The sequence below is a fragment of the Corynebacterium nasorum genome (genome assembly GCF_030229765.1).
Taxonomy (GTDB): Bacteria; Actinomycetota; Actinomycetes; order Mycobacteriales; family Mycobacteriaceae; genus Corynebacterium; species Corynebacterium kefirresidentii.
Genome location: NZ_JASPGY010000004.1, coordinates 230,256 through 255,648 on the forward strand (window position 1 = coordinate 230,256; position 25,393 = coordinate 255,648).

A 25,393-nucleotide genomic window follows, 5' to 3' on the forward strand; every position below is an offset into this window, starting at 1 on the left:
TCCTTATTGTCTTGCTACTTTCGCGCGCCGCCAACTAGGCTTTAGAAGGTTCCCGGCCTGTGGTGGGAGTTTCGCCCCAGGCCAAGCCTTGTGAGGAGTGGAAAACCATGGCATTGAACCGCGATACTACGTGGCGATACGTCCTTGTCGTTGTCGCCGTAGCACTCTCGCTCGCCGCGTGGTTTTGCACCGTCCTTGGTGTGTACTCCACGGTGACCGTGACTTTTGAATCTTATCTGACCGCCAGCGTCTGGGTGCTCCTCTTGCTGGCCGCGGTGCTGTTGTACACCTCGCAGTACGGGTTGGTACCCAATTGCATCCTCTTGTATCCCATCTTCGGTGCCTCGGTAAATTTGCTGTTGGGCTCGTTGACGGTGCGCTCGCTGGTCCCATTGTTCTTCGATGCCGTGGGTACCTCCATCGTGGCAATCATCGCCGGTCCTGTGCTGGGCATGGCCACGGGCTTGACCACCACGGTGTTGGGAGGAGTGTACTTTGCCTATGATCTCGCCTTTGCTCCTGTGGGCATCTTTATCGGCGCCGCCGTGGGTTTGATGGCCCGCCGCGGGGTATTTAATAGGCTCTCGTCGATCATTTTTTCCGGCCTCGGTATGGGCATCGGCTCCGGCGTGATGAGCGTATATGTTCTGATCTTTTCGTTCAGCGGGCGTCCACGCCAGGAACCGCAAAACCTTACCAAGTTCTATGAGCTGATCTTTCAAGATGAGCGCCTGGCCATCATCCTGCAAGGCCTTACCTCTGACATCTTGGACAAGGGCTTTACCGTTCTCATCGCCTGCTTGGTTTTGCGTTTTATGCCCAAGGCAATCGCTCGACACTACACGGTGACCTTTAACCGCGAAGTATTGAAAAAGATCCTGCACGCGCCTGACCCGCATGCAGCACCGGATGTGCCGGGGCAGCAGACAAAACAGCCCGTGACCGCTTAGGCGGCTTGGGTTAAGCCGGCGAATAACGACTCGGGGGAGCGGACGGGTTGAAAAGAGCTATCCACGAGCCATACATAGGTGGCATTGGGGCCGCGAGAGACCTCGTGGACGGCATCAACCATCTCCGCCGGCACAAGCGTGCGTACCCAGCCTTCGGCCACGGCAGGTTCCACCGTTTGGCCAAAGTTCTCGGTTATGCGGATGGTGATGAGGTATGCGGGAATGCGGTCTTGCCCAAAGCCACGCACCCGGGCCTTTACGCGCAAACCCACGCGGTGGCGGGTAATGCTCATGCAGTAGTCTCCGCCCGGTCCACCCGCGGCGGTGGGCAGGTGCTTGAGTGGTGGGCGCCAGGTGGGAGTAGGGCGGGCCAGGGAACGTGGGTGGTGCAGGATAGCGGTAATGGACTCGATGGTGTCGTATTCGTGGTAGAGCAAGTCTGCGGCAATCTCGCTGGCGGAACGTGGCAGGAACATCGGGGTGGACTGGGGAAAGTTCTTTTCTGCGTTGTACATGGCCATCACATTAGAACCCTGCGCGGACACTCGCCCACGCTAGTAGAACACCTGTACGAACAGAGGTTGAAAATGGCTTTCCCGTAACTGAAGGATTAGAGTTGCAGCCGATATGATGAATACGCCAAGTGGGGAACTAAGTCCAGAACAAAAGCCGCAAATTCCACGCGAGATCTGGGTTATGGTCACCGCCGCATTCATCATCGCGCTGGGATACGGTCTCATCGCTCCGCTCTTGCCGCAGTTTGTGGTGAGCTTCGATGTCTCTATGGCCGCCGCGGGCTTGGTGGTTTCCATCTTCGCTGCCTCGCGCCTCCTATTTGCGCCGATGTCCGGCTCCTTGGTGGATCGCGTTGGCTCACGCCGTGTTTACCTCATCGGTCTCATGACCGTCGCGGTAACCACTGGACTCGTTTCCATTGCCCAAAGCTACTGGCACATCGTGGCCCTGCGAGCCCTAGCCGGCATTGGCTCGACCATGTTCACGGTCTCGGCCATGGGCCTTATCGTGCGCATGTCCCCGCCGTCGATTCGCGGCAAATGTTCTGCCACCTACGCCACGGCCTTCCTGCTAGGTAACGTTGCTGGCCCGGTTCTAGGCGCCAGCCTGTCCTTCCTGGGCTTTCGTTGGCCATTTTTCATCTACGGGGTGGGTGTCGCACTCGCCGCATTCGTTGTCTGGTGGCAAATGCCCCGCGTCAACCACAAGCAGGCTAACAAGGATGAACTGCCGCCCATGCGCCTGCAGGAAGCCTGGGGTGACACCGCCTATCGTGCGGTCTTAACTTCCAACTTCGCGCACAGCTGGATCAATATGGGCGTACGCGTATCCGTCCTGCCTCTTTTTGCCGCCTCTATCTTCCACAATGGCGCCGCGGCATCCGGCCTTGCGCTAGCAGTCTTCGCCGCTGGGAACGCCATCGTCTTGCAATTTTCGGGCAGGTGGTCCGATATTCACGGCCGCAAACCACTCATCCTTATCGGCCTGGTCGGTTCCGCCATTTTTATGGTGCTCATGGGCATGGCTACCAGTGTCTGGTTCCTCCTGCTCGTGTCCGCCTTCGCCGGCGCATCTTCCGGGCTCATTAACCCCTCCCAGCAGGCCGCGGTGGGAGACATCGTGGGCAATGACCGCTCCGGCGGCAAGGTACTATCCACCTTCCAGATGGCAGGAGACTTCGGCCAAATCTTAGGCCCCATGCTCATTGGCCTGCTTGCCGACGCCTCCGGATTCCCCCTCGCCTTCACCGTTTGCGGCGCTATCGCCTTCATTGGCATCATTGCCTGGGCATTCGGCCGCGATCCGCACGCTGAGGTAGGGAATAAGCCGAAGCGGGTGCCGCAGGAGAACTAAGCATTTGGAGTTGGGCTAGAAAAGTTCAGCCAATTGGGAGACGCATAGATAAACGAAGGCGACGGAGATAATCGCCATCAAGGTGTTGACGAACCAACCATTTCTCCATTTCTTTGGCGTGTGTCTGGTATTCAGCAATACCAGGAGGGTCAGGCCTAAAAAGGGCATGAAAAGTGAGCCGAGGACTCCATAAGCGATGATGAGCCCAGTTGGCTTTCCAAGGAGAAGCAACAACATTGGTGGAAAGGTTAGCCAGATGAGATAAGCGCGGTAATACTTTCCACCGGTACTTGTCCTCGGATCGCCTTGCGGAATCTTTTTGAGGTGGCCAATATAGTCGGCGAACATGAGGGACACGCCGTTCCAAACACCAAGGCAAGAGGAGAATGCGGCAGAGAAAAATCCGATGATGAACATTTTGGAGATGAAGGTTCCGTAGCGGTCCTCGAGTACATCCGCCATATCAACGAGGCCCTGATCGTTATCGGATACGGCGACGTTGGCGCTGTAAAGAAGCTCGGCGCCCAGCACGAGTGTAGCCAGAACGAAGATTCCGGTGACTGCGTAAGCTACCGCATTGTCCATACGCATAACCTTCATCCATTTCGGGGTGTACCATTCCTTTTCCCGCAGCCAGTAACCGTAGGTAGCTAGCGTAATAGTGCCACCTACTCCGCCAGCGATGGATAGTACATAGACGAAGGAACCATCCGGAATCTGTGGCACTAAGCCCCCGATGATTTCGGGAAGGTTAGGTGCAGTAATGGCGGCGATGCCCACTACGGTGACAAACATAATCCCGACCAAGATGGCTGAAAGTTTTTCAAAAAGCTGATACTGGCCAAGCCAAGTCAGAATGAAACAGGAAATGCCCGTAATAATTGCACACATTTCGAGGCTGGTGTTCGGGAAAAGAGCGCTGAGGGCTAGTCCAGTGCCGGACATCGCGGCGGCTCCGTATACGAGTCCCCAGATAACGATATAAGGGGTAAAGTACCAGGCGGTCCAACGCCCCAGCTCGTGCCAACCATGGAACATCGTGTTTCCAGTGGCCAGGCTATACCGTCCGACACCTTCGACCAGTACGATCTTCATGATCGTGCCGATGATGACCGCCCAAAGGAGCGCGTAGCCATAGCGTTGGCCGGCGATCATGGTGGCCACTAGGTCGGCCGCACCGACGCCTGTCGCTGCGGCCACTAATCCTGGACCGACTAAAGTCCATTTCACTCTGGCCTGGTCTGTCGTTGCTGCGTCGTGCCTGCTGCCTGCAGGACGGGCAGAATTTGATTCGTGGGTATGACTCATGGCACCCTCTCAATTAGTTGTGTTGCTAATCACTATAGGGAGGGTGGTGCTTTTCTATCAGGAAAACGCAGATTTCAATTTTCGATCGGCCGTCTATGCCACCGTTCTTCCCGCAGCGTAGAGTGCCTTGGGCATTGCTCGCTGGAGCTTCCATTCGAATTGGATCGGCTTTTCCCCATGGTGTGACACATAATCCACAGCGCCTAAATAGGTATAAGCGCTCGCTGTACCGACTTCGTTCTTCTTATTAAAGCGCGAGGCTATGAGAATCTTGCCATCACGATTCTGATGGCCGATGTAGCGTTTAGCCGCTTTCGACTTCAGCGTCGTTGTTGATTGAGATTCCCAGTGCAATAGATCGGGTGAAATTGGATAGTCTCGGTAATTCGTAGAGACACTTACCTGTTCATCTTTTTGAAACGTCACCAAGAACAGGTCCGTATTGATATCCGGGAAGTATTTCACGCCCTCGCGGGGAAGGTTTACAAGTTGTTCAAGGCTCCCAGTCTCCAAAGCACCAATTAGTTCGGCCAATGAATAATCCGCGTGCGTTTCCAACACAGAAGTCTCGCTATGCTGCGGAATGATTCGAGAAGAGTCACTGCACAGTTGCATAACCTGTTGCAATTCCCAAGCGACCTGCGGGTGCTGGCGCAAAATTGACAGAGCCTTGTCATAGGAACCGGGATGCGGAGAATTTGAGTTCGCCCAGAACCCGAGGACGAGCATTCGGGTGAAGGCTTGATCGGATTGAGCCATGTCAGCGTAGCGGAGATCTGGGGTGGAAAGGATGCGCAGATAGGCGTCGACTCGGTGCGGATCGTTGACGTGCAGGAAAACCCGAATCCGATTGAGCAGAAATGTTTCAGTCTCATTGGCGTTCTGCTGAATAAGGCCTTCTTCACGAAGAAGCCGCGTCCACGAATATTTTGAGGGGCGGTAGATATCTTCTAGCTGGAGATTTGATTCCTCAAGGAACTCTTTAAGATCTGTAGTTCCAATTTCAGAAAGTAATGCACGTACTTTGCGTAGTGAATTTCGTGAGATCTTCTTGACATTGCGAAGAACTTGCTCGGTTGTCGTTTGGTCTAGCTGAATATGTGACCCCGGCGGAGTTGTGGGAAATCCCTGTTCAATTTCTTCGGTCAAGCGCTTGCCCCGTTTCCGAGTTAGGGCATGGAACTTGCGCTCGAAATCAAAATCCGCATGCTGTTGGCCAATGAAATCGAAAATGACACAGGAGTCTTTACCTGGAGATAGACGGAGACCGCGACCCAGTTGTTGCAAAAAGACCACGGGGCTTTGCGTCGGGCGGAGCAAAAGTAGGGTGTTAACAGCAGGAATGTCTACGCCCTCGTTAAATATATCTACAGAAAACAGAACTTTGACCTCACCCGTCTCCAGATCTCTAATGGCCTGGGCCCGCTCGGCGGCGGAGAGTTCGTTCGTTACAGCGCGCGCTGGGATTCCAAATTGTTGGAATTGCGTTGCCATATATTTTGCGTGAGCGATAGTGACGCAAAAACCGATGGCTTTCATCTCTGAGAGATCGAAAATGCGCCGGTTCAGCTCGTTAATAATGAAGCGGGTGCGCTTTTCTCCTGCTTTGATGTAGAACTCGGAGAGCTCTCTGGAGTTATAGTCTTTCTTGCCTCGGATCCAGGTCAACGAAGAAAGGTCCGTCCCATCAGCGATCCCGTAGTAATGCATGGGAACTAACAGCTGCAAACGCAAAGCATCCCACAATCGCAGTTCATGGGCAACGCGATAGTCAAAGTACTTCTGAACGTTTTCGCCATCACCACGTTCCGGCGTAGCTGTTAAGCCTAAGAGCTCTCGTGGTTGGAAGTGGCCTAAAAGCGCGTTATAGGTGGGAGCTTGTGCGTGATGAAACTCGTCGATTATTACGACATCAAAGCGTTTGGGATCTAGCTGTTCTAGACGGGAAGCACGTAGGGATTGCACGCTGGCAAAAACAAAATCCCAACGGTGCGGCTCGGCGCCGTCGACAAGCAGCTCGCCAAAGTCTGCGTCTTTGAGAACTTCTCGGAATGTCCGTCGGGCTTGGTGAAGAATTTCCTTCCGGTGAGCCACGAAGAGCAATCGGGGACGTCGCTTCCATTGTTCGCAAAGATTTCGATAATCTAGTGCAGCAACTACGGTCTTTCCAGTTCCTGTTGCAGCTACCAGAAGGTTTCGATGTCGATCCTTTATCTCCCGCTCTGACCGCAAAGCCTCGAGCATCTCTTCTTGGTATGGGTAAGGCGTTACCTCTAGGCCAGAAAGCTCCAATTGGCGAAGTGCTCCGGACGATTCACCGCCTTTGGCTATGCGTAGAGACCGCTCGAGACGCTCCATGTCACTATTTGGGACGAAGGTTTTAAAGTGGCTGTCGTGCCAGTAACTATCGAAAGTCTTGATGAACTTATCAATCACTTCCGGTGTTGCGGTGTTAGAGCCGCGGACATTCCATTCCCAACCATCGACAAGAGCGGACCTTGACAGGTTAGAACTACCAATAAATGCAGTGTCGAAACCGGATTTTCGTCGGAACAGCCAAGCTTTGGCATGAAGGCGAGTGGATTTGTGTTCATAGCAAATTTTCACGTCTGCCTGATACTTCTCGACCAATCGCTTGAGCGCGGCTGCGTCAGACGCACCGCAGTACGTAGAAGTAAGAAGACGGAATGGGATTTTGTTATCGCGAAGATACTCCAGCTGTCTATCGAGGACGCTAATGCCGGAATTCTTGATGAAAGCGCACAGCAGGTCTACCGAATCGGCCGTTTTAATTTCTCTTTCGATCTCGCTGGTTAAACTAGATTCTCCCCGGGCATTGGTAAATAGTGCGCTCTTGGTGAGTGAAACGTCAGGAAGGAGGGGAGGATCCGCTAATCCGGAGTTGTACACAGCATAGAGGAGCTCCTCGGAATCGATTCCTTCATCATCGCCCAGCAGAAGCGCAATGGTGTTGATGAGGGCAACGCGGTCCTCGGGCGACTTCAAACTACGGAGACGGTGTTCTAAGAGTGAGCCGATGTGTTGAGAAACCGCCGAAGTATAGCGGCCCTGAGCTTCCTGATCGGAGCTTCGCCCGATACCGAATCCTGCAGCAGGATGTTGGTTTAACGTTTCCTCCATTCGTTCGCGAATACGGGTCGTAATGGGGGTTTCGTATACACCGAAAGGTAGGGAAGAGTCGGGACTGATGCTCATAATGACCAAATTCTAAAGGCTGGGCATCCTAAATTGGCATAAGAGAGCATTAGTGACTAAGTGTTCTCCCGCTGGTGTTGCGTTTAGCGGAGGATATCCGCCGAATTCTGGCGAAAGGATACTATGAAAGAAAGGAACTTTCGTTCCTTAGATGTGATTAGAAGCTAATGCTTCTACCGCTGGAATATCAGCGGGAGCCCAGTTCAAACTGGCGGCCTCTGCGGGGGTAACCCACTTCGTTTCGTCGTGGTCGGTCAGGCGGAGGTCGCCGTCGACAAGCGTGCAATAGAAAGTCGTTAGCTCAATGGTCGCGAATTCGTACTCGTAAGTTGTTGTCGCGAGCTTCGCTCCCACCTCGGCTTTGAGGTTAAGCTCTTCGTGTATCTCCCGAGCTAGAGCCTGCTGAGGCGTTTCACCAGGCTCAATCTTTCCACCTGGAAATTCCCAGTGGCCTTCTAATGGCTTGCCCGGTTTCTTTCGGCAGGCGAGGAAGCGCTGGCCGTCATGGAAAACGGCGCCGACGACGCGAATGGGTTTAGACATGACTCTATTGTGCCTTGGATCTCGAAAACGTCTAGACAGTGAGCTGTTACTTAGATAACATGTCCCCAATGTTCGCGTAAGGCTGTCACGCGGGCTTGATTTTTGTAGGCAAGCTTGAGGGGACGGTTTTACTGTGACTTCTACCGAATCGGTTTACTCCTCCATCCAGAGCCATGACGGGGAAATCCCGCAGCCTGGGGGACGGTGGAAACTCTTTTTATATAGCGCGATTGGCGCGTTCGTATTCTTCCTGCCGGTGACGTATCAGGATAAGCGCTCCATTCCTTTGGACCACATGGTCACGATGGTGCGTGAGGGGATTCCTGCGGCGGTGCCGTGGATTATCTTTGCCTTGGCCGTGTACGGGACGGTGCGCAGTTTTACTACCGGCGCGTTTAAAGAAAGCGTGCTGCAGGCAGTCTTTGCGGTGCTCAATATTGTGGGTGCGGTGGTTTCGTTCCTGATGGTCATCGACGCACTGCCGTGGGTGCTCGGTGACGAGGACCTGGTGCCATTCTTGTGGAACTCCATTGCCACTCCGGTTGGGCTTATCGTGCCGATTGGCGGTGCGTTCCTCGCGTTTCTCATTGGCTTTGGTTTGCTGGAATTTGTCGGCGTGCTCATGCAGCCCATCATGCGGCCGCTGTGGAAGACGCCGGGGCGCTCAGCAATTGACGCGGTGGCCTCGTTTGTAGGCTCGTATTCGCTCGGAATTTTGGTCACGGACCGCGTGTATCAAAAAGGCGGCTATACCGGGCGCGAGGCAGCGATTATTGCCACCGGCTTTTCGACGGTCTCTGCGGCCTTCATGGTCATCGTGGCTAAGCAGCTTGACCTGATGAAGGTCTGGGGTACCTACTTCATTGTCACGCTCATTGTGACCTTCGTGGTTACCGCCATTACCGTGCGGATTCCGCCGCTGCGGACGATTCCGGACGAATATTTTGCGGATGCACACCCAGATCCGGAAAAGCCGGTAGAAGGCTCGCGCATCAAAAACGCGTGGCGCGAGGCGATGCTAGCGCTACAGCGCGCACCGTCTTTGTGGGAATCCATCTGGGAGAACTTGCGCGATGGTGTCCGCATGGCGGCGGCCATTGTGCCTTCCATCATGTCGGTGGGCCTCATTGGCCTGTTGCTGGCGCGCTTTACACCCATCTTTGAGTGGATTGGTTACCTGTTCTACCCATTCGCGTGGGTAGTGCAGCTGCCGGAGCCGGTACAAGCCGGCAAAGGTGCGGCCATGGGAATTGCAGAAATGTTCCTGCCCGCCACCGCAGTGGCAGGCAGCGACAGCATGGTGCTCAAGTTCGTCATCGGCGTGGTGGCAGTCTCTGCCATTATTTTCTTCTCCGCGCTGGTGCCCTGCATCCTGGCTACCAAGATTCCGGTGAAGCTGACCCACCTGGTCATCATTTGGTTTGAGCGCGTGGCGCTGACCATTCTTATCGCCACGCCGATTGCTCACCTGCTGTTTTGATTTAAGAGCTAGGCCTCGATGTGGGCCGTGACGATGTCATCGATAAGCCGCGCCGCCGCTTTGGCGGTGCGGTTATCTATGTCGAAGGTGGGGTTGAGCTCGACGACGTCCACCAGGGCCAGCTTGCCCGTTCGTGCAATAGCTACGGCCATGGCGCGGATGCGCTCATAGGAAACGCCGAGGGAGGCTGGGGCGGATACGCCCGGCGCGGTAGAAGCCGGTAGGACATCGAGGTCGATGGACAAGTGGACCTTGTCCTTGCCCTCGGTAGCCTTGGCGGCTAGCTCAGCGCACTCGGCTGGGGTGAGATTGACTAGTTCCTCGTCCAGGGTGATGGCGACGTTCAGGCTCTCTGCCTCGTCGAAAAGCACAGCGGTGTTGTTGGGGCGGGAGATTCCCAACACGGTGTAGTCGAAGTCGTCGGAAAGCTCCGAAATCTGCTTGAACGGGGTGCCGGAGGTGGCTTGGTCCGCGCGGCGCAGATCGAAGTGAGCATCCAGGTTGATGATCTTGGTGGCGCCTACCGCGCGGTAGAGGCCGCGGTGGGAGCCGAAGGCGGTTTCGTGTCCGCCGCCCAGGATGATGGGGAGGGTGCCGGCCTCGACGAGTTCCTGCACTTTATCGGAAAGAGCATCGTGGGCGCCGTCGAGGTCGTCGGACTGGGTGGTGATCGTGCCGGCGTCGGCAAGCGCATGCTCATGGTGGACTGCCAAGGAACCTAGGGCAGCTCGCAGCGCGGCCGGGCCTGCGGCTGCACCTTGGCGGCCGCCATTGCGCAGCACGCCCTCATCGGAGGCAAAACCCAGAAGGGTTACGGGGGCGGGGGAGTCGGTGGATTGATTGATAACGCTATGCCAGCGCGCGTGCTCTGGTCCCGGGCCATCGGAGCGGCCGGACCATTCGGGGGCGGGGGTGAAAAGTTCAGCTTTTTCAGTGTTCATGTTTTTCGATGTTAGGCGGAAACGACGAGTTCTTCTGGCTCTTCGGTGGGTTCATCCTCATGTGTTACCTCGTGCCGGTTGGTGAGGAAATAAACCGCCGTCATAATGGCGATGAAGGCGACACCCACCACGAGGGAAATGCGGTACTCCTCTTGCCAGACCATGATGCCGAAGGTCATGAGGATGAACGCGATGGACAGGTACTGCCCATAGGGCCAGAAGGGAACTTTGTATTTGAGGTTCGCTACGTCTTGTGTGCTCATTCCGCGCCGGGAGTATAGGTGAGCCAGCAGAATCATAAGCCAGACAAACACGGTGGCGAAGGTAGCTAGCGAGGCGATGACCTCGAAGACATTCTCCGGCAGGAGGGCATTGAGTATGGTGCCAATGATCATGGTGGCGATGAGGATGATGGTGGTCATTACGGGTACGCCACGCACTACCTTGGACATGAACTTAGGGGCGTGCTTTTGGTGGGCAAGGCCAGTGATGACGCGTCCTGCACCGAAGAGGTCGGCGTTGATGGCCGATAAAGCTGCGGTAATGACCACGAAGTTGAGCAAACCTGCGGCCCAGGAAACGCCAAGGGTATTAAAGATTTGGACGAAGGGGGACTGCTCGCCGGTAATCTCGCGCCATGGCGTGATCATGAGAATGACGGCGATGGCAAGGACATAGAAAAGCAGGATGCGCATGGGCACCGTATTGATTGCTTTGGGTACGGATTTTTCTGGGTGCTGGGCGGCGCTGCCGGCAACACCGATGATTTCGGTGCCGCCAAAGGCAAAGAGAACGAGGATGAAAGAAGCGATCATGCCCGTGGGGCCGTTGGGGAAGAAGCCACCGTCGTTGACGAGGTGGACGGGGCCGGTGGTGTGGGCATCAGAAAGCCCAAAGGCTAATACCGCAAGGCCGCCGGCAATCATGGCGAGTACGGCGCCGACCTTGATGATGGTAAAGGCAAATTCTAGTTCACCGAAGGCCTTGACAGTGGCGAGGTTTGCGCCGCCCACGATGAGCAAGGTGGCTGCAACCCAAACCCACTGCGAGACGTCTGGGAACCAAAAGCGCATATAAACGCCGATGGCGGTGAGGTCCGCAAGCGCTACGATGACCATCTCAAAGGCGAACATCCAGCCGGTGATGTAGCCCGCCCATCCGCCCATGAACATGCGGGCGTAGCCGGCGAAGGAGCCGGTGATGGGGTGGCGCACGGCCATTTCACCTAGGGCGCGGAGCATGAAATACACCACCGCGCCGGCGAGGAGATAGACGACGAGGACAGAGGGGCCAGCGGCTTGGATGGCGCCGGCTGAACCATAAAACAGTCCGGTGCCGATCGCGGATCCGAGGGCGATGAAGTGCAGGTGCCTGTGTTTAAGGCCGTGTTGGGACATGGCATCTCCTAGCGTATGAAAAGTTTTATGTAGTCTAAGTCTCTATCTGTCCAAAGTGTGTCGCGGAACATATTTATTTGTCTGGAATTTCAGACTTGGTGCCGTGTGCTGCACTGATAAGCGCCACAGTGGTGCTTAAAATTGCCCTCCGTGAGTACCAACAGAGTCCCGGCGGCGCGTCATGCGATGGAGATCCTCAAGCTTTTGTCCACTATCGACGTCCCTATATCTGCCGCTCGCATCCAAGGTGAGCTCAACCTGCCACGCTCGTCTACATACCACCTGCTGGCGGAGATGGTTGATGCTGGTTTTGTAGCCCATTTGCCGGAGCACAAAACGTATGGACTGGGTCTGGCGGCGTATTCCATGGCTTCGGCCTATGTGACGCAGCAGCCCTTGGTGCGCATGGCCACTCGGGACTTGGAACAGTGTGCGGCGCTGGTGGGTGGATCGGGACACCTGTCACGTATGGCTGGATCGGAAATTTTGTATCTGCAGGAGGTGCGTGCGGCCGGCGCTACCTCCTTGGTGACCGCGGTGGGCGTGCGCCTGCAGGCACATAAAACGGCGTCCGGGCGCGTGATGCTGGCGCATCTGCCTGATGCGGAGGTGCGCGCCGCCTTTGATACTGCGGGAGGTAGCGGCTTTGCTGCATTGAAAAAGCGCTTGAGTTTGGTGGCTGCACGCGGGTGGGATCAAGAGATCGAAGAGATTACTCGCGGTCAGGCCTCTGTAGCGGCGCCCATCCTGGATCACTTGGACCGCCCTGCAGCGGCGGTGGCGGTGACGTATCCGGTTGGGACGCCGGATGTGAAGGTGGACGCCGCTATTCGGGCCTTGCTAGAGGTATCGGACAAGGTCGCGGCCAAAATGTACCGCAATCGCAAAAAGTGAGGTAGCATACATTCATCGCGTTAGGCTGTCGCGCGACACATCACAATTGTTGATCCCTTATTTAGAGGAGTATTTGCCATGCCTAACGCCTACCCAACCACCGTGACCGTAAACGTCGGCGCGCTGAGCATCGAGGATGTTGTTGCCGTTGCCCGCTATGGCGCGCAGGTGGAGATTGCGCCTGCAGCCCTAGAAGAGGTGGCCGCTACCCGCGAGCGCGTGGAAGAACTAGCACAAGATCCCACCCCGGTCTATGGCATTTCCACCGGCTTTGGCGCGCTTGCTCGCCGCCATATCCCAGAGGAGATGCGCGCCCAGCTGCAGCTTTCCCTGGTACGTTCGCACGCTGCGGGTACCGGACCGGAAGTGGAAGAAGAAGTCATCCGCGCACTGATGCTGCTGCGCCTGTCCACCTTGTGCACTGGCCGCACCGGCGTGCGCCCCGTAGTGGTGGAAACGTATGCCAAGGCCCTTAACGCCGGCATTGTGCCGGTGGTGCGCGAGTATGGCTCCCTGGGCTGCTCCGGCGATTTGGCGCCGCTTGCTCACTGTGCGCTGGCCCTGTTGGGCGAAGGTGGGGTGCGCGTGAATGGCGAGCTGCAGGATGCGGGCGAAGCCTTGGCCGCAGCTGGCATCGAGCCGCTGCAGCTGCGCGAGAAGGAAGGCCTAGCGCTTATCAACGGCACCGATGGCATGCTGGGGCAGCTCTGCTTGGCCATCACTGACCTGCGCGCGGCCGCAAAGACCGCCGATATTGCCACCGCCATGACCGTGGAAGGCCTGCTGGGTACCCTCGTGGTCTTCGCGGATGACCTGCAGCAGCTGCGCCCGCATCCGGGCCAGGCCGATGCTGCGGCTAATATCCTCCAGGTGGCCGAAGGCTCTGAGATCTTGGAGGCCGCGCTGGAGGAGTTCAAGAAGAATCAGGTGCAGGATGCCTACTCCGTGCGATGCGCCCCGCAGGTAGCTGGCGGATTCCGCGATACCTTGACCCACACCGCCCAGGTAGCAGAGCGCGAGCTGGCTGCCGCGGTGGACAACCCGGTGGTGACCAAGGATGGTCGCGTGGTCTCTAACGGCAACTTCCACGGCGCGCCGGTGGCCTATGCGCTTGACTTCCTGGCAATTGTCACTGCGGACTTAGCCTCCATTTCTGAGCGTCGCACCGACCGCTTCCTGGACCCGGCGCGCAACCGCGGGCTGAACGCCTTTCTTGCCGACGACCCCGGTGTTGACTCCGGCCACATGATCGCCCAGTACGCCCAAGCCGGCATCGTGAGCGAAATGAAGCGCCTAGCCAACCCCTCTTCGGCCGATTCCATTCCTTCTTCGGCCATGCAGGAAGACCATGTATCCATGGGCTGGTCCGCTGCCCGCAAGCTACGCAAGGCCGTCGATGGCCTGCAGCGCGTGCTTGCCGTAGAAATCCTCACCGCCGCCCGCGCTATCGACATGCGCGAGGGTACCCCAGCCAAGGGAACCGGCGCGGTCATCGCCAAGCTGCGCGAGACCGTCAAGGGTCCAGGTGTGGACCGCTACCTATCGCCGGAAATCGAGGAGACCGTGCGCTTGGTTAAGGAGGGCGCGCTTGTTGAAGCCGTCGAGAACGCTACTGGAAAGCTGCGTGATTAATATGGCGACCATTTCTTGGCACCCACAATCTGAGCCCAACCCCTTGCCGTTTTCCCCTTTTAAAGCGAGCACAGTGCCGCGCCCCATTGGCTGGCTTTCCAGCGTGGATGGTGAGGGCCGCGAAAACATCGCGCCCTATAGCCAGTGGCAAAACCTCACTTTCGATCCACCCATGGTGATGTTTTCGGCCAACCAATACCCGGATGGTCGCCGCAAGGACACGGTGCTTAACGCGGAGGAAACCGGCTGGTTCGTGTGGAATATGGCCACCTATGATCTGCGCGAGGAAGTCAATAAATCCGCCCAGGTGCTTGACTATGGCGTCAGCGAGTGGGACCGCCTTTCCGTTACTAAGGAGTATGCGGACAATTACCGCATTCCCATGGTGAAAGAATCCCCGGTGAAGTTCGAGTGCCAGTACAAGACCACGCTGCGCGTGCCCGGTAATTCCAAGGTGGGCAGCATCGACCTCGTGGTAGCGGATGTAAAGACTATCCATATCGATGAATCCGTCATCGATGAGGAAGGCAAGCTCGACATCCTTAAGATTAAGCCCATCGCGCGCATGGGCTACTTTGACTACACCGTGGTCACAGAAAAATTCGAGATGCGCGTGCCTGGTTCCGACGACGCCGCGCGCGCCGGGTTAGAGGGCAGCGCGTAGTGCATCGGCCATGGCCTGTTGGCCCGCGTGGGTGGGGTGCATGGGAAAGGAATTAGTCTCCTGGCCCGTGAAGTCCACCCACGGTGAGGGGGAGCAGGCGGTGTGGTCTAAGGCGGCGTCGGCAAGCACGTATATAGCCCCATTGCGCTCGGCGGCCTCGCGCACCGCCTGGTTGATGCGCTCGATGGAGCGTGCCAACCATTCCCGGTCACTGGCCGGGATTTTTTCTATGTAGGGGCAGGTCTCGCCGCGCTTAATTAGCGGAAGATAACCAGTAGCCAGGACTTTCGCGTCAGGGGAGCGGCGGTGGATCTCCTCGTAGACCTTGTCTAGACGGCGGGGTAGATCGCGAATTTCCAGGTCTATCTGCGGGCCGGATTCCGCCTGGCAGATATCATCCGTGGCGCATTGGGTAAGGCGTACGAAGCTGGCGTCATTGCCGCCGATGGAAAGGCTCACCAGGTCGGTGTCCTCTCGCAGGGCGTCGACCTGGGCGGGGTGTTCGCCGGCCGAGGAAAGCACATCGAGGGTGCTAGCGCCCTGGCAGGCTACATTGGTGAGCTCCGCGTCCATTTCCTTGGCTGCAAGCTCGGGGTAGGAATCCTGAGCGCGCACGCAGGTATTGGGCGGATCGAGCGGCAGCGTGGTTGAGCCCATGGCCGCATAGGAATCCCCCAGGGCGACATAGTGGGGTGGCTGCGGCTCCTCGGCGGGGGTGGAACAAGCGGCGAGGAGGGCCACGGAAAGGAAGGGGATGAACCGGCGCATGCAGGCCATCGTAGATCATCCCGCCTGTGTCTCATATACGAGACAGTTAGGGTTCATGTGGCATGGTACACAGAGCTATGTCACAGTACTTTATGACATGTGACGCTGAACAAGTCCTCGGGGACAGCCCCGGGACACCGGCCTAGGGGACTTGGGAGGGCGTCGAAAAAGCACGAAGAAAGGAAGCCATGTCTCAACCACGCGAAGTACGCGCGCCGCGCGGAACCGAACTGTCCGCCAAGTCTTGGCAGACCGAAGCGCCCTTGCGCATGCTCATGAATAACCTCGACCCCGAGGTTGCCGAGCGCCCCGAGGACCTCGTGGTCTACGGCGGCACCGGTCGTGCAGCGCGCAGCTGGGAAGCCTTTGACGCCATCGTAGAATCCCTCAAGGACCTCGAATCCGATGAAACCCTGCTGGTGCAGTCCGGCAAGCCGGTGGGCATCTGGAAGACCAATGAGTGGGCACCGCGCGTGCTTATTGCTAACTCCAACCTGGTGGGAGACTGGGCTAACTGGGAGCACTTCCGCAAGCTCGAGGATGAAGGCCTGATGATGTACGGCCAGATGACGGCCGGCTCCTGGATTTACATCGCTACCCAGGGCATCCTGCAGGGCACCTTCGAGACCTTCGCAGCCGTGGCCAAGAAGCGTTTCAACGGCACCCTGGCCGGCACCTTCACCCTGACCGGCGGCTGCGGCGGCATGGGCGGCGCACAGCCGCTGTCTGTCACCCTTAACGGTGGCGCCTGCCTCATTGTGGACGTTGATGAAACCCGCCTGAAGCGCCGCCAGCACAAGCGCTACCTGGACGAGGTCGTCACCGACCTAGATGAAGCACTCAAGCTGGTTCTTGACGCTAAGGAAAACAAGAAGCCGCTCTCCGTAGGCCTGGTAGGCAACGCCGCCGAGGTATTCCCAGAGGTCCTGCGCCGCCAGCGCGCCGGGGAATTTACCGTCGACATCGTCACCGACCAGACCTCGGCCCACGATCCATTGTCTTACCTGCCCTCTGAAATCACCATGGAGGACTGGCATAACGAGGCCAAGGCAGACCCGACCACCTTTACCAAGAAGGCTCGTGAGTCCATGGCGGCCCAGGTCCAGGCCATGGTCGAATTCCAGGATGAGGGCGCCGAGGTCTTTGACTATGGCAACTCCATTCGCGATGAGGCCCGTAAGGCTGGCTACCAGCGCGCTTTCGAATTCCCAGGCTTCGTCCCGGCTTATATCCGCCCACTCTTCTGCGAGGGCCTAGGACCGTTCCGCTGGGCCGCCCTGTCCGGTGACCCAGAGGACATCAAGGTCACCGACCAAGCGCTCAAGGAGCTCTTCCCGGATAACGAGCACCTGCACAACTGGCTCGATGCCGCTGAGGAGTACGTCGAATTCGAGGGCCTGCCGGCACGCATTTGCTGGCTCGGCTATAACGAGCGCCACAAGGCCGGCCTGCTCTTCAATGACCTGGTGCGCGAGGGCAAGATCAAGGCTCCTATTGTCATCGGCCGCGACCACCTGGACTCCGGCTCCGTGGCCTCCCCGTACCGTGAGACCGAAGCCATGCTCGATGGCACCGATGCCGTGGCCGACTGGCCGCTGCTCAACGCCATGACCGCTGTGTCCTCCGGTGCTACCTGGGTATCTTTGCACCACGGCGGCGGCGTAGGCATGGGCCGTTCCATCCACGCCGGTCAGGTTACCGTTGCGGACGGCACCGAGCTTGCTGCGGCTAAGCTGCGCGCGGTGCTGACCAATGACCCGGGCATGGGCGTTATCCGCCACGTTGATTCCGGCTACACTCGCGCAAAGGAGGTCGCCGATGAGCGCGGCGTCCGCATTCCAATGGAATTCAAGGCAAGGGACTAGATGAGCACACTTTTTACCGGAATTTCAGAACTCCGTACGGTCAGCGAGCGCGGCACGCTTAACGACGCCGCCCTGGTAGCCGAATCCGGCACCATCTCCTGGATTGGCCCGGCATCCGAAGCGCCGGCCGCCGATGAGAAGGTGGACCTGGGTGGCCGCGCCGTCCTGCCGGGATGGGTCGATTCGCACACCCACATGGTCTTCGACGGTGACCGCTCCGCTGAGTTTGAGGCCCGCATCTCCGGCGGTTCCTATGAGGCTGGCGGCATCGCCGTAACCATGGACGCCACCCGCCAGGCCGGCACCGACCGCCTAGACAAGCTGGTGGCAGATCGCGTGGCCGCTGGTCGTCGCGGCGGCACCACCACCTTCGAGACCAAGACGGGCTACGGCCTCAACACCGAGTCCGAGGTAGAGGCCGCTAAGGTCGCGTCCCGCCACGTAGATGACGTGACGTTCCTTGGCGCCCACTTGGTGCCGCCAGGGGCAGACGCGGAAGACTACCTCGACGAAGTCGTTGGCCCGATGCTCGAGGGCGTCGCTCCCTATGTGCAGTGGATCGACGTCTTCTGCGAGCGCGGAGCCTTCAACGAGGAACAATCCCGGCGCGTACTGGAAGCCGGTAAGAAGCTAGGCCTTGGCCTGCGTGTGCATGGCAACCAGCTGGGCGAAGGCCCAGGCGTGGCCCTAGCCGTGGAGTTGGGTGCGGCCTCGGTAGACCACGTCAATCACTTGAGCGACGAGGACGTCGAGCTGCTGGCTAATTCCGATACAGTGGCCACCATGCTGCCGGCTTGCGATCTGTCCACTCGCGAGCCGCTAGCCCCAGGCCGCAAGCTTCTCGACGCCGGCGCAACCCTCGCCATCGCCTCCAACCTCAACCCCGGCACGTCCTATACCTCCTCGATGAACTACTGCGTGACCACCGCGGTCCTCCAGCAGTACCTGTCCGTTGATGAGGCCATCCACGCGGCGACCACCGGTGGGGCTACCGCCCTGCGTCGCCACAACGTGGGCAATGGTCTCGACCCGCAGGGCCGACCCGCTAAGGGCACCATCGTGGAAGGCGCCGCCGCCGACCTGCACGTGCTCGACGCCCCCAGCGCCGTGCATTTGGCCTACCGCCCAGGCATGCCGCTGAGCTATCGCACCTTTATCGCCGGAGCCTAGCGCTCTTCTAGAAAGGTCGCCGCTATCTGATATAGCCGGCGGCCTTTTTCTTTTGTCATATGTAGCCACGCATCCTTCTTGCCGATAAAGACTGCGCGCGATCCATCCGGATCTTCCACCATAAAGAGGGTTTCTTCATCTTGTGTACCGTGTACAGTCCACGACTCTGGGTCGTAGAGGCGACGGAAGCGCCCTAGCTCTATCTCTACGTCCCTGCGGGTGATAGCCGGTGGCCGGTAGGGGAGGTTGTCGGGTCCATAGTCCTTTCGCGGGCCTTTTCTTTCTCCGCGCTCAAAATCGCTATAGACCTCGCTCACTTGGGCACGCACCAGCCCATTTTTGTCCTCCGTGGATTCTATGCGTAGGCATAAAGGGTGCCGAGGCCGTGAAGTAAAGCAGGAGTATAGGTGGCCTATCTTCGGCTTATCGACGGCACTAAAGGTCACAAACTTGCCCCGGGATGCGAAATCAAACTCCACCGGAAAGTAGGTTGTGTTCTCGTTGTCCACCACGCTGCCGAGGCTAAGAAGCTTTGGGCGTGCGGCGTATTCCGTGCGGTGAAAGCGCACTGGATCTAGCTCCACCACATAAAATTCAAAATTATCCTCCACCCCGGTTATGCGAAAGACGGGGTTTAGATGAAAACGCCGGTCTGTAATGTGTACATACCCTCCGCTCTGTGGCCGAGGGCTGCGCCTAGTGGGATAGATCAGGCCCGTAGACAGCGAGGACAGATAAAGGTCTACCGGCGGGTCCAGTTCCGTGCTGAACCCTGGATAAGAACTTAGCTTGGCACGGATACGTGCTTGGTCGTCAAGGAATCGTGGGCGTGGATGACTCATAGGCTGCACAGTAGAAGACCGCCCCGATACCACACTTCGGTGTTTTCGAACTGCTTCGAACAGGGCAGGAAATCTGGGCTAGGAAAATCTAGGAGCTGCGCAATGGAGTTTATAGCCACAATCGCGTAGGGTTGGTGAAGCAATGAGCATTACCGATAACGCCACCGGCGGCGTCAACGAGCCGGAAGATTTTAAAAAGTCGGAATCTCAGGACAACTCGCAAGGTGTCACCAAGGACACCAGGGCTGCGAATACTTCTGAGGACACCGGCGCTGAGTCTCAAGACTCGGCCAACGACAATTCCCAGGGGTTCGCGCATCTTGGCCTGCCAGAGAAGATTCTGGAAGCCGTTGCGAAAGTAGGCTTTACCAAGCCGTCCCCCATTCAAGAAGAAACCATCCCGATCTTGATGGAAGGCCGCGACGTAGTCGGCCTTGCCCAGACCGGTACCGGCAAAACCGCGGCCTTCGCGCTGCCGGTTCTGTCGCAAATTGATGCCAAGGCCCGTCACCCGCAGGCACTTGTGCTCGCGCCAACCCGTGAGCTGGCCCTGCAGGTGGCAGACTCCTTCCAGTCCTTCGCCGAATCTCTCAAGGGCGTCGAGGTACTGCCTATCTACGGCGGCCAGGCCTACGGCATTCAGCTGTCCGGGCTGCGTCGCGGTGCGCAGGTCATCGTGGGTACCCCAGGCCGCGTCATCGACCACTTGGAGAAGGGCTCGCTGGACCTGTCTCAGCTGCAGTTCCTTGTCCTTGATGAGGCCGATGAGATGCTGAACATGGGCTTCCAGGAAGACGTTGAGCGCATCTTGGAGGATACCCCGGACCGCAAGCAGGTGGCGCTTTTCTCGGCCACCATGCCGAACGCTATCCGTCGCCTGTCTAAGCGCTACCTCGACAACCCTGCCGAGGTCACGGTGAAGTCCGAGCGCCGCACCAATGACAACATTACGCAGCGCTTCCTCCTCATCCCGCATCGCGCGAAGATGGATGCCTTCACCCGCATCCTTGAGGTCATTAATTATGATGCCATCATCGTCTTTTGCCGCACGAAGCACGAGACCGAAGAGGTAGCCCAGACCCTGCGGGACCGCGGTTTTAGCGCCGCAGCCATCAACGGTGATATTGCGCAGGCGCAGCGCGAGCGTACCGTCGATCAGCTCAAGGATGGCCGTCTGGACATCCTCGTGGCTACCGATGTTGCCGCTCGTGGCCTCGACGTCGACCGCATCACCCACGTGGTTAACTTCGATATTCCTAACGACACCGAGTCCTACGTGCACCGCATCGGCCGCACCGGCCGCGCGGGGCGCTCTGGCGAAGCCATCCTGTTCGTCACTCCGCGCGAGCGACGCATGCTGCGTTCCATTGAGCGCGTAACCAATGCCCGCTTGGAAGAAATGGATTTGCCTTCCGTCGATGAGGTCAATGAAAAGCGCAAGGAAAAGTTCGCGCAGTCCATTACCAACTCCATGGACAATAAGCAGGCGGACTTTTTCCGCTCTTTGGTACGCAAGTACTCCGAGGAGAACAACGCGGCCATGGACGATATTGCTGCAGCCCTCGCCGTTATGCTGCAAGGCGGCAAGAACTTCCTGATGGAAGACAAACCGCTTCCGAAGCCAAAGCGCGACCGTCGTGACGATCGCAAGCGCGACCGCGACTTCAAGGGTGGCGGCAAGGGCCGTGGGCCAAAGCGGCCGGATGGTGACTTTGAGACGTACCGATTGGACGTCGGCAAGCGGCAAAATGTGCGCCCGGGAGCCATCGTGGGTGCCATCGCCAATGAGGGTGGCTTGTCCGCCAAGGACTTTGGCCGCATCACCATCGCGGTAGGCCACACCTTGGTGGACCTGCCGAAGAATTTGGATCCAGCTGTGCTCAAGCGCCTAAAAGATACGCGCATTTCCGGCCAGCTCATCAATATTCAAAAGGACACCGGCCGACCACCACGCCGTGATCACGGCGGTGGACGCAAGCGCGGTGGACGCTGGCGCGACTAAATTTTTCGACTCAATGGGCCTCTTCGGAGGCCCATTTTTTCATGCGCTGTGACCAGCAGTTTTACTATAAACGGGGGTAGCGTGTCGGAGCGATTTTATATACTAAAAGCGCAAACATGTTCTAGGGAAACTTCTGCGGGGGAAGTCTATGAATGCGCCCTACTTTGCCAATACCAATTCACAAAATTCAACCTCACGAGCAGCTACAACCATACGCAAGGCCGAATACTTGTTATGGAGGCGCCTGCATCCAGATCCGGATGAGGATATCGAAATCATCAGCCAATCGTTGTCGGACCTTACTGGTACGCGGCAGTCTCGAATTAGAAATATTATCTTCGCCTTTGAGCGCTTAAAGGAGCTACCACACCTTCAAGCGCGGCAGGAAGAGCTCTATCACCTAGATTTAGACCGCTTAATTACTATCGACCAGACACTTTCCAAGCTAGGGGAGATTGACGCCGATAAACGGCTGCTTATCGACGCCGAATTAACCACCTACCTCACCCCCAAGCGCCCCAACCAAAAATTGCCCTCCCATCGCAACCTGCGGCGTAAGTTGCGGGAGCTTATTGTCCGCCTCGATCCCACTATCGCCGCACGCGATCCACGCCGTAAGGAGTCTTATAACCTCGAGCCCACGGGAGGGGAGTGGGCTGCAGTTTGTCTCGACGTGGGCCTAGAAACCGCCGAAATCATTGACCGAAATATCCGCAGCGTGGCTACGGAGAAGGACATTTCCTTGGCCCAAGCGGCAGTTGCTCTGCTCACCGGCAAGGCTGAAGCCAAGGCGAAGGTGGTGCTCAATATGTACCGCTGCGATCTTCCTGATGCGCCAGCCTTCGTTCAAAGTTTGGGTTGGGTCTCGCCAGAGGTTGCCGACGAAATGCAAACGCGGGCGACAACCGTCCGCGATATGGAAAAGGCAGCACAGGACGAAAGTGGAAACTACGTAACTCCGCCCCATATCCGTGCCTTTGTGGAAGGACTCGACGGAACCTGCCGATGGCCCGGCTGCACGCGGCCAGCAATGGCTTCCCAGATGGACCATCGACACGACTTTGCCGAAGGAGGGCCTACGGCGGCGGCCAAGATGGTTAGTGAATTGGTGTAAACCTATATGCATGACCCAAAAGACCACTACGACGCTGCCTGCCGGTATCTACGTGCGCATTTCCCTAGACAAGCATGACGGCGCCGGTGTTGAGCGCCAAGAAGAAATGTGCCGTAAATTAGCCGCCGAGCACGGCCTTGAGGTATCCCGCGTATATTCCGATAACTCCATTTCTGCTTACTCGGGAAAGACGCGCCCCGGCTTTATTGACCTCGTAGCCGACGTCAAGGCCCGAAAGATTGGCGCGGTGCTATCGTTCGCCCCCGACCGCATTAGCCGCAACGTAAGCGAATACGGACTATTCAAGGCCACCCTCAAAAACACCCACTGCCGCCTTATCTATGTCAATGGCGGCGAGCAGGCCCTAGACGACCCCAACGCTGACCTTATTAGCACCATGCTGTCGGGTGTGAGCCAGTGGGAAAGTGCGATTAAATCCGCCCGCGTAGCCGCGGCCAAGGCACAACACCGCCGCCGTGGGGACTATCCCACCAAGCCGATCCGCCTGTTCGGATATACCCACAGCGGCGAGCCTCACCCGACCGAGGCGCCGCTTGTACGAGACGCGGCAACCCGTATTTTGGCAGGCGAGTCCCTGAACCGCATTGCCCGTGAGTGGGAGGAAAAGGGCGTTACCACCACTCTCGGCAACCGGCCTACCGCACAGAACATACGTAAATCTATGTTGTCTCCCACGACCGGCGGTTTCACTCATTACGAGCTTAAGAAAAAGGACTACAGCCCCGCGGAATGGGAGAAGTTGAGCGCGTGGGAGAAGCTCGGAATTATCGGCCGCGGCAATTGGGAGCCGGTGCTCGACCCCGAGGTATGGCAGGCGCTGTGGGCACACCTGACCAACCCGGCACGAAAGACCAACCTCGTAGGCAGCGCGCCGCGGCACCTGCTTAGTGGCATTGCGCTGTGTGGACATTGTGGCGCGCCCATGTATTGCCGAAACAAGTGGTACAAGAAAAAGACCGAGACAGCGCCCAAGCGCGTGTACTACTGCAAGGGCCGCGGCGGCGGCCACCCAACGCGCATTGCCGAGCCGCTGGAAAACTACATTACTAACCTCGTCCTTGCCCGTTTATCGGCAAGTGACATTGTGGGCGAGCTTGCCGCCGGTGTGGATACAGATCGCCGGGCAGAGTTGACCACCACACGCGATATGGTGCGAGGCCGCATGGCAGACCTCGAGCAACAGGCCACGCTAGGAAACGTAAGCATGGACCAGTTCGGCCGTATGAACAAAGCGTTAACAGACCAGCTTGAGGCTATCGACGCCGAGCTTGTAGAGCTGGCAGGCGCGGGCGGTGTCCTCTCCGAGGTGGCCGGGGTTGCCGATGTTCGAGCATGGTGGGTAACAGCCACGCTTGAGCTAAAGCGCGAACTTATCCGAGCGCTAATGACCATCACCATAGAGGGCACGCCGCCGGTGCAATACAAGTTCAACCCTGAATACGTCACCGTAGATTGGAAGGTGTAACCATGGCCTCTCGCGTACTGAAAATTAAATGCAAGTGCCGCCCAACGCCACAAGGGGCGCCCCGGCCGGTCTCCAACCTCATATGGCTAAAGCAATCTGCCCACGCTAATCGCTACATGGCACCGGCTTTTGACCGGCAGGTGCGTAACGCTGTGGTGACCGACCACGGGCACCAGCCCAATGAGCCTGTAGGGGAGAACGTCTACACCTTGGAATGTACCAAGTGTCGCCGCGTGCATACGGTGAAGTTTGCACAGCTCGTTCAGTGGTGGGGCGATTATCTTAATGGGGGCACCCCCTCGGTTGAGTTATAATCGACTACAAGTTATAATAGCGACACAACTTTATCGGCGTGGTTACCAAACGAGCCTTTACCAGCGTCAATGCTAGGTAAACGGTATTCACCACACTAAGCCGCGGGGAGCCTCCATACCCTGCCTAAACGGTGGCCTTATAACCTCTCTCCCGAGAGAGGTGTGAAAGGTATGCCGAAAATGGCCCCCACAAAATCACCCGTTCAACGCCTGACAGGGCGTCTTATCGCGCAAAAGCGCTGGCACCCAGACACTGACACCACCGAGCTGGAACAAGACCTAGCCGCGTGCCGAATCAGTGAGTACGCCCGCAAAATCATGGCCGAGGCACCTGCCCTCACCCAAGCTCACATTGACGATGTAGCCGCCATTTTGTCTAAGGCGGGTGCATAGCCGTGACCGCACCCGCAATGACGCCTACGCAGCGCGCCGAATATATCCGTCTTTCTTTCGCCACGATGGACACTCTCAAGGCCGCCCACGAGGCCCGCCGCGCGCCTGCCTTAAGCCCCGAGCGCCTAGACCGCTTGACCTCCATCTACCGGGCCAATAAGGCGGTGGTCTAGGTGGAACCAATATGTCTGCACCCCGGCACCGTCGTGGGCGTATGGGAGCAAACCGGCGCAGGGTGGGTATTGGGAGACTTATTCACCATTGCCACCCCTCCGAGAATCTATTACACGGTGCCCGAACCGCCGCCACACATAACGTTCTGGACTGACCGCCCGCAAACCCTCGAAGAGCGCCGCCAACTACGCCGCCGCCTTGGCAACCGCGGTGAACCAAAAGGCGAAGTACTCCCCGACAATCTAAGGCAGCGGCCCAAGCCTGCCCCCTCTAATCAAAAGTGGGTGAAAGTAGGCCTTGTCCTGCCTTGGTACCACGGCAAGAAATCGCGCATGGAAAAGACCCCCGCCGAAAGGACTCACAGCGAGGGT

General features: G+C 57.8%; 22 protein-coding genes. 14 read left to right on the top strand and 8 right to left on the bottom strand.

Annotated elements, in window-relative coordinates; translation table 11 throughout:
* Window positions 1-107: 107 nt before the first annotated feature.
* Window positions 108-950: a hypothetical protein gene (locus QP904_RS06055; RefSeq protein ID WP_284835712.1), complete on the top strand. Its 843-nt coding sequence runs from the start codon at window positions 108-110 to the stop codon at window positions 948-950.
* Here the strand turns inward: QP904_RS06055 and QP904_RS06060 are convergent.
* On the bottom strand, window positions 947-1,465 hold the full coding sequence (locus QP904_RS06060; RefSeq protein ID WP_284835713.1) for a hypothetical protein: 519 nt from the start codon (window positions 1,463-1,465) through the stop codon (window positions 947-949). The genes QP904_RS06055 and QP904_RS06060 overlap by 4 nt on opposite strands.
* Before the next feature lie 112 nt (window positions 1,466-1,577).
* On the opposite strand from QP904_RS06060, the gene QP904_RS06065 reads away from it, so the two are divergent.
* Window positions 1,578-2,819 carry an MFS transporter gene (locus tag QP904_RS06065; RefSeq protein ID WP_284835714.1) on the top strand — a complete coding sequence of 414 codons (1,242 nt, stop codon included), beginning with the start codon at window positions 1,578-1,580 and terminating at the stop codon, window positions 2,817-2,819.
* A gap of 15 nt (window positions 2,820-2,834) precedes the next feature.
* Here the strand turns inward: QP904_RS06065 and QP904_RS06070 are convergent, their stop codons facing one another.
* From QP904_RS06070 to QP904_RS06080, 3 genes are all read right to left on the bottom strand, one after another.
* On the bottom strand, window positions 2,835-4,019 hold the full coding sequence (locus QP904_RS06070; RefSeq protein ID WP_284835715.1) for an Nramp family divalent metal transporter: 1,185 nt from the start codon (window positions 4,017-4,019) through the stop codon (window positions 2,835-2,837).
* A gap of 201 nt (window positions 4,020-4,220) precedes the next feature.
* A complete protein-coding gene (locus QP904_RS06075) occupies window positions 4,221-7,343 on the bottom strand; it encodes a DUF3427 domain-containing protein (protein WP_284835716.1) in 3,123 nt (1,040 codons plus the stop codon).
* Window positions 7,344-7,490: 147 nt separating this feature from the next.
* Window positions 7,491-7,886 carry a (deoxy)nucleoside triphosphate pyrophosphohydrolase gene (locus QP904_RS06080; protein ID WP_248098971.1) on the bottom strand — a complete coding sequence of 132 codons (396 nt, stop codon included), beginning with the start codon at window positions 7,884-7,886 and terminating at the stop codon, window positions 7,491-7,493.
* Window positions 7,887-8,019: 133 nt separating this feature from the next.
* Here QP904_RS06080 and QP904_RS06085 point away from each other — a divergent pair, with 133 nt between their 5' ends.
* Complete coding sequence (locus QP904_RS06085) at window positions 8,020-9,366, top strand: YjiH family protein (protein WP_086588066.1); 1,347 nt, start codon at window positions 8,020-8,022, stop codon at window positions 9,364-9,366.
* Between the two features lie 8 nt (window positions 9,367-9,374).
* Here QP904_RS06085 and hutG read toward each other — a convergent pair whose 3' ends face one another.
* Both hutG and QP904_RS06095 read right to left on the bottom strand, forming a co-directional pair.
* Entirely contained in the window at window positions 9,375-10,307 is a 933-nt protein-coding gene (gene hutG, locus QP904_RS06090) for a formimidoylglutamase (RefSeq protein WP_284835717.1), read from the bottom strand.
* Window positions 10,308-10,318: 11 nt separating this feature from the next.
* Complete coding sequence (locus tag QP904_RS06095; RefSeq protein ID WP_284835718.1) at window positions 10,319-11,704, bottom strand: amino acid permease; 1,386 nt, start codon at window positions 11,702-11,704, stop codon at window positions 10,319-10,321.
* 186 nt (window positions 11,705-11,890) lie between these two features.
* Here QP904_RS06095 and QP904_RS06100 point away from each other — a divergent pair, with 186 nt between their 5' ends.
* The 3 genes from QP904_RS06100 (at window position 11,891) to QP904_RS06110 (ending at window position 14,894) form a co-directional block, all read left to right on the top strand.
* Window positions 11,891-12,598 (top strand): IclR family transcriptional regulator, encoded by a 708-nt coding sequence (locus tag QP904_RS06100; RefSeq protein WP_284835733.1) that lies wholly within the window; start codon window positions 11,891-11,893, stop codon window positions 12,596-12,598.
* 78 nt (window positions 12,599-12,676) lie between these two features.
* The gene (hutH, locus tag QP904_RS06105) at window positions 12,677-14,230 is read left to right on the top strand and encodes a histidine ammonia-lyase (RefSeq protein ID WP_284835719.1); all 1,554 of its coding nucleotides are present in this window, start codon (window positions 12,677-12,679) and stop codon (window positions 14,228-14,230) included.
* A gap of 73 nt (window positions 14,231-14,303) precedes the next feature.
* Window positions 14,304-14,894, top strand: coding sequence for a flavin reductase family protein (locus tag QP904_RS06110; protein WP_284835720.1), 591 nt, complete (start codon window positions 14,304-14,306; stop codon window positions 14,892-14,894).
* Here the strand turns inward: QP904_RS06110 and QP904_RS06115 are convergent.
* Entirely contained in the window at window positions 14,877-15,662 is a 786-nt protein-coding gene (locus QP904_RS06115; protein ID WP_248098965.1) for an SGNH/GDSL hydrolase family protein, read from the bottom strand. The two genes, QP904_RS06110 and QP904_RS06115, sit on opposite strands and share 18 nt — an antisense overlap.
* A 188-nt stretch (window positions 15,663-15,850) precedes the next feature.
* Between QP904_RS06115 and hutU the strand changes: the two genes are divergently transcribed.
* Together hutU and hutI are read left to right on the top strand one after the other, a co-directional pair.
* Window positions 15,851-17,527, top strand: coding sequence for a urocanate hydratase (gene hutU / locus QP904_RS06120; protein WP_086588060.1), 1,677 nt, complete (start codon window positions 15,851-15,853; stop codon window positions 17,525-17,527).
* Window positions 17,528-18,697, top strand: a complete 1,170-nt coding sequence (gene hutI / locus QP904_RS06125) for an imidazolonepropionase (protein WP_023021800.1) — start codon at window positions 17,528-17,530, stop codon at window positions 18,695-18,697.
* On the opposite strand, the gene QP904_RS06130 is transcribed toward hutI, so the two are convergent.
* The gene (locus QP904_RS06130) at window positions 18,694-19,308 is read right to left on the bottom strand and encodes a hypothetical protein (RefSeq protein ID WP_284835721.1); all 615 of its coding nucleotides are present in this window, start codon (window positions 19,306-19,308) and stop codon (window positions 18,694-18,696) included. The genes hutI and QP904_RS06130 overlap by 4 nt on opposite strands.
* A 373-nt stretch (window positions 19,309-19,681) precedes the next feature.
* Here QP904_RS06130 and QP904_RS06135 point away from each other — a divergent pair, with 373 nt between their 5' ends.
* The 6 genes from QP904_RS06135 (at window position 19,682) to QP904_RS06160 (ending at window position 25,021) form a co-directional block, all read left to right on the top strand.
* Complete coding sequence (locus tag QP904_RS06135) at window positions 19,682-21,541, top strand: DEAD/DEAH box helicase (RefSeq protein WP_239208277.1); 1,860 nt, start codon at window positions 19,682-19,684, stop codon at window positions 21,539-21,541.
* Window positions 21,542-21,689: 148 nt separating this feature from the next.
* Window positions 21,690-22,655 (top strand): HNH endonuclease, encoded by a 966-nt coding sequence (locus QP904_RS06140; protein WP_284835722.1) that lies wholly within the window; start codon window positions 21,690-21,692, stop codon window positions 22,653-22,655.
* A 10-nt stretch (window positions 22,656-22,665) separates the two neighbouring features.
* Window positions 22,666-24,141 (top strand): recombinase family protein, encoded by a 1,476-nt coding sequence (locus QP904_RS06145; protein ID WP_284835723.1) that lies wholly within the window; start codon window positions 22,666-22,668, stop codon window positions 24,139-24,141.
* 2 nt (window positions 24,142-24,143) lie between these two features.
* On the top strand, window positions 24,144-24,455 hold the full coding sequence (locus QP904_RS06150; protein WP_284835724.1) for a hypothetical protein: 312 nt from the start codon (window positions 24,144-24,146) through the stop codon (window positions 24,453-24,455).
* A 180-nt stretch (window positions 24,456-24,635) separates the two neighbouring features.
* Entirely contained in the window at window positions 24,636-24,848 is a 213-nt protein-coding gene (locus tag QP904_RS06155; protein WP_284835725.1) for a hypothetical protein, read from the top strand.
* A gap of 2 nt (window positions 24,849-24,850) precedes the next feature.
* Window positions 24,851-25,021, top strand: coding sequence for a hypothetical protein (locus QP904_RS06160; RefSeq protein WP_284835726.1), 171 nt, complete (start codon window positions 24,851-24,853; stop codon window positions 25,019-25,021).
* The last annotated feature ends 372 nt before the right edge of the window (window positions 25,022-25,393 follow it).

Bases quoted from the DNA above. Each gene is read 5' to 3' on its own strand.
- QP904_RS06135 (WP_239208277.1), top strand. From the start codon at position 19,682: ATGAGCATTACCGATAACGCCACCGGCGGCGTCAACGAGCCGGAAGAT.
- hutG (WP_284835717.1), bottom strand. From the start codon at position 10,307: ATGAACACTGAAAAAGCTGAACTTTTCACCCCCGCCCCCGAATGGTCC.
- hutH (WP_284835719.1), top strand. From the start codon at position 12,677: ATGCCTAACGCCTACCCAACCACCGTGACCGTAAACGTCGGCGCGCTG.
- hutI (WP_023021800.1), top strand. From the start codon at position 17,528: ATGAGCACACTTTTTACCGGAATTTCAGAACTCCGTACGGTCAGCGAG.
- QP904_RS06095 (WP_284835718.1), bottom strand. From the start codon at position 11,704: ATGTCCCAACACGGCCTTAAACACAGGCACCTGCACTTCATCGCCCTC.
- QP904_RS06060 (WP_284835713.1), bottom strand. From the start codon at position 1,465: ATGTACAACGCAGAAAAGAACTTTCCCCAGTCCACCCCGATGTTCCTG.
- QP904_RS06080 (WP_248098971.1), bottom strand. From the start codon at position 7,886: ATGTCTAAACCCATTCGCGTCGTCGGCGCCGTTTTCCATGACGGCCAG.
- QP904_RS06065 (WP_284835714.1), top strand. From the start codon at position 1,578: ATGATGAATACGCCAAGTGGGGAACTAAGTCCAGAACAAAAGCCGCAA.
- QP904_RS06150 (WP_284835724.1), top strand. From the start codon at position 24,144: ATGGCCTCTCGCGTACTGAAAATTAAATGCAAGTGCCGCCCAACGCCA.
- hutU (WP_086588060.1), top strand. From the start codon at position 15,851: ATGTCTCAACCACGCGAAGTACGCGCGCCGCGCGGAACCGAACTGTCC.
- QP904_RS06115 (WP_248098965.1), bottom strand. From the start codon at position 15,662: ATGCGCCGGTTCATCCCCTTCCTTTCCGTGGCCCTCCTCGCCGCTTGT.
- QP904_RS06100 (WP_284835733.1), top strand. From the start codon at position 11,891: ATGGAGATCCTCAAGCTTTTGTCCACTATCGACGTCCCTATATCTGCC.
- QP904_RS06075 (WP_284835716.1), bottom strand. From the start codon at position 7,343: ATGAGCATCAGTCCCGACTCTTCCCTACCTTTCGGTGTATACGAAACC.
- QP904_RS06155 (WP_284835725.1), top strand. From the start codon at position 24,636: ATGGCCCCCACAAAATCACCCGTTCAACGCCTGACAGGGCGTCTTATC.
- QP904_RS06140 (WP_284835722.1), top strand. From the start codon at position 21,690: ATGAATGCGCCCTACTTTGCCAATACCAATTCACAAAATTCAACCTCA.
- QP904_RS06055 (WP_284835712.1), top strand. From the start codon at position 108: ATGGCATTGAACCGCGATACTACGTGGCGATACGTCCTTGTCGTTGTC.
- QP904_RS06145 (WP_284835723.1), top strand. From the start codon at position 22,666: ATGACCCAAAAGACCACTACGACGCTGCCTGCCGGTATCTACGTGCGC.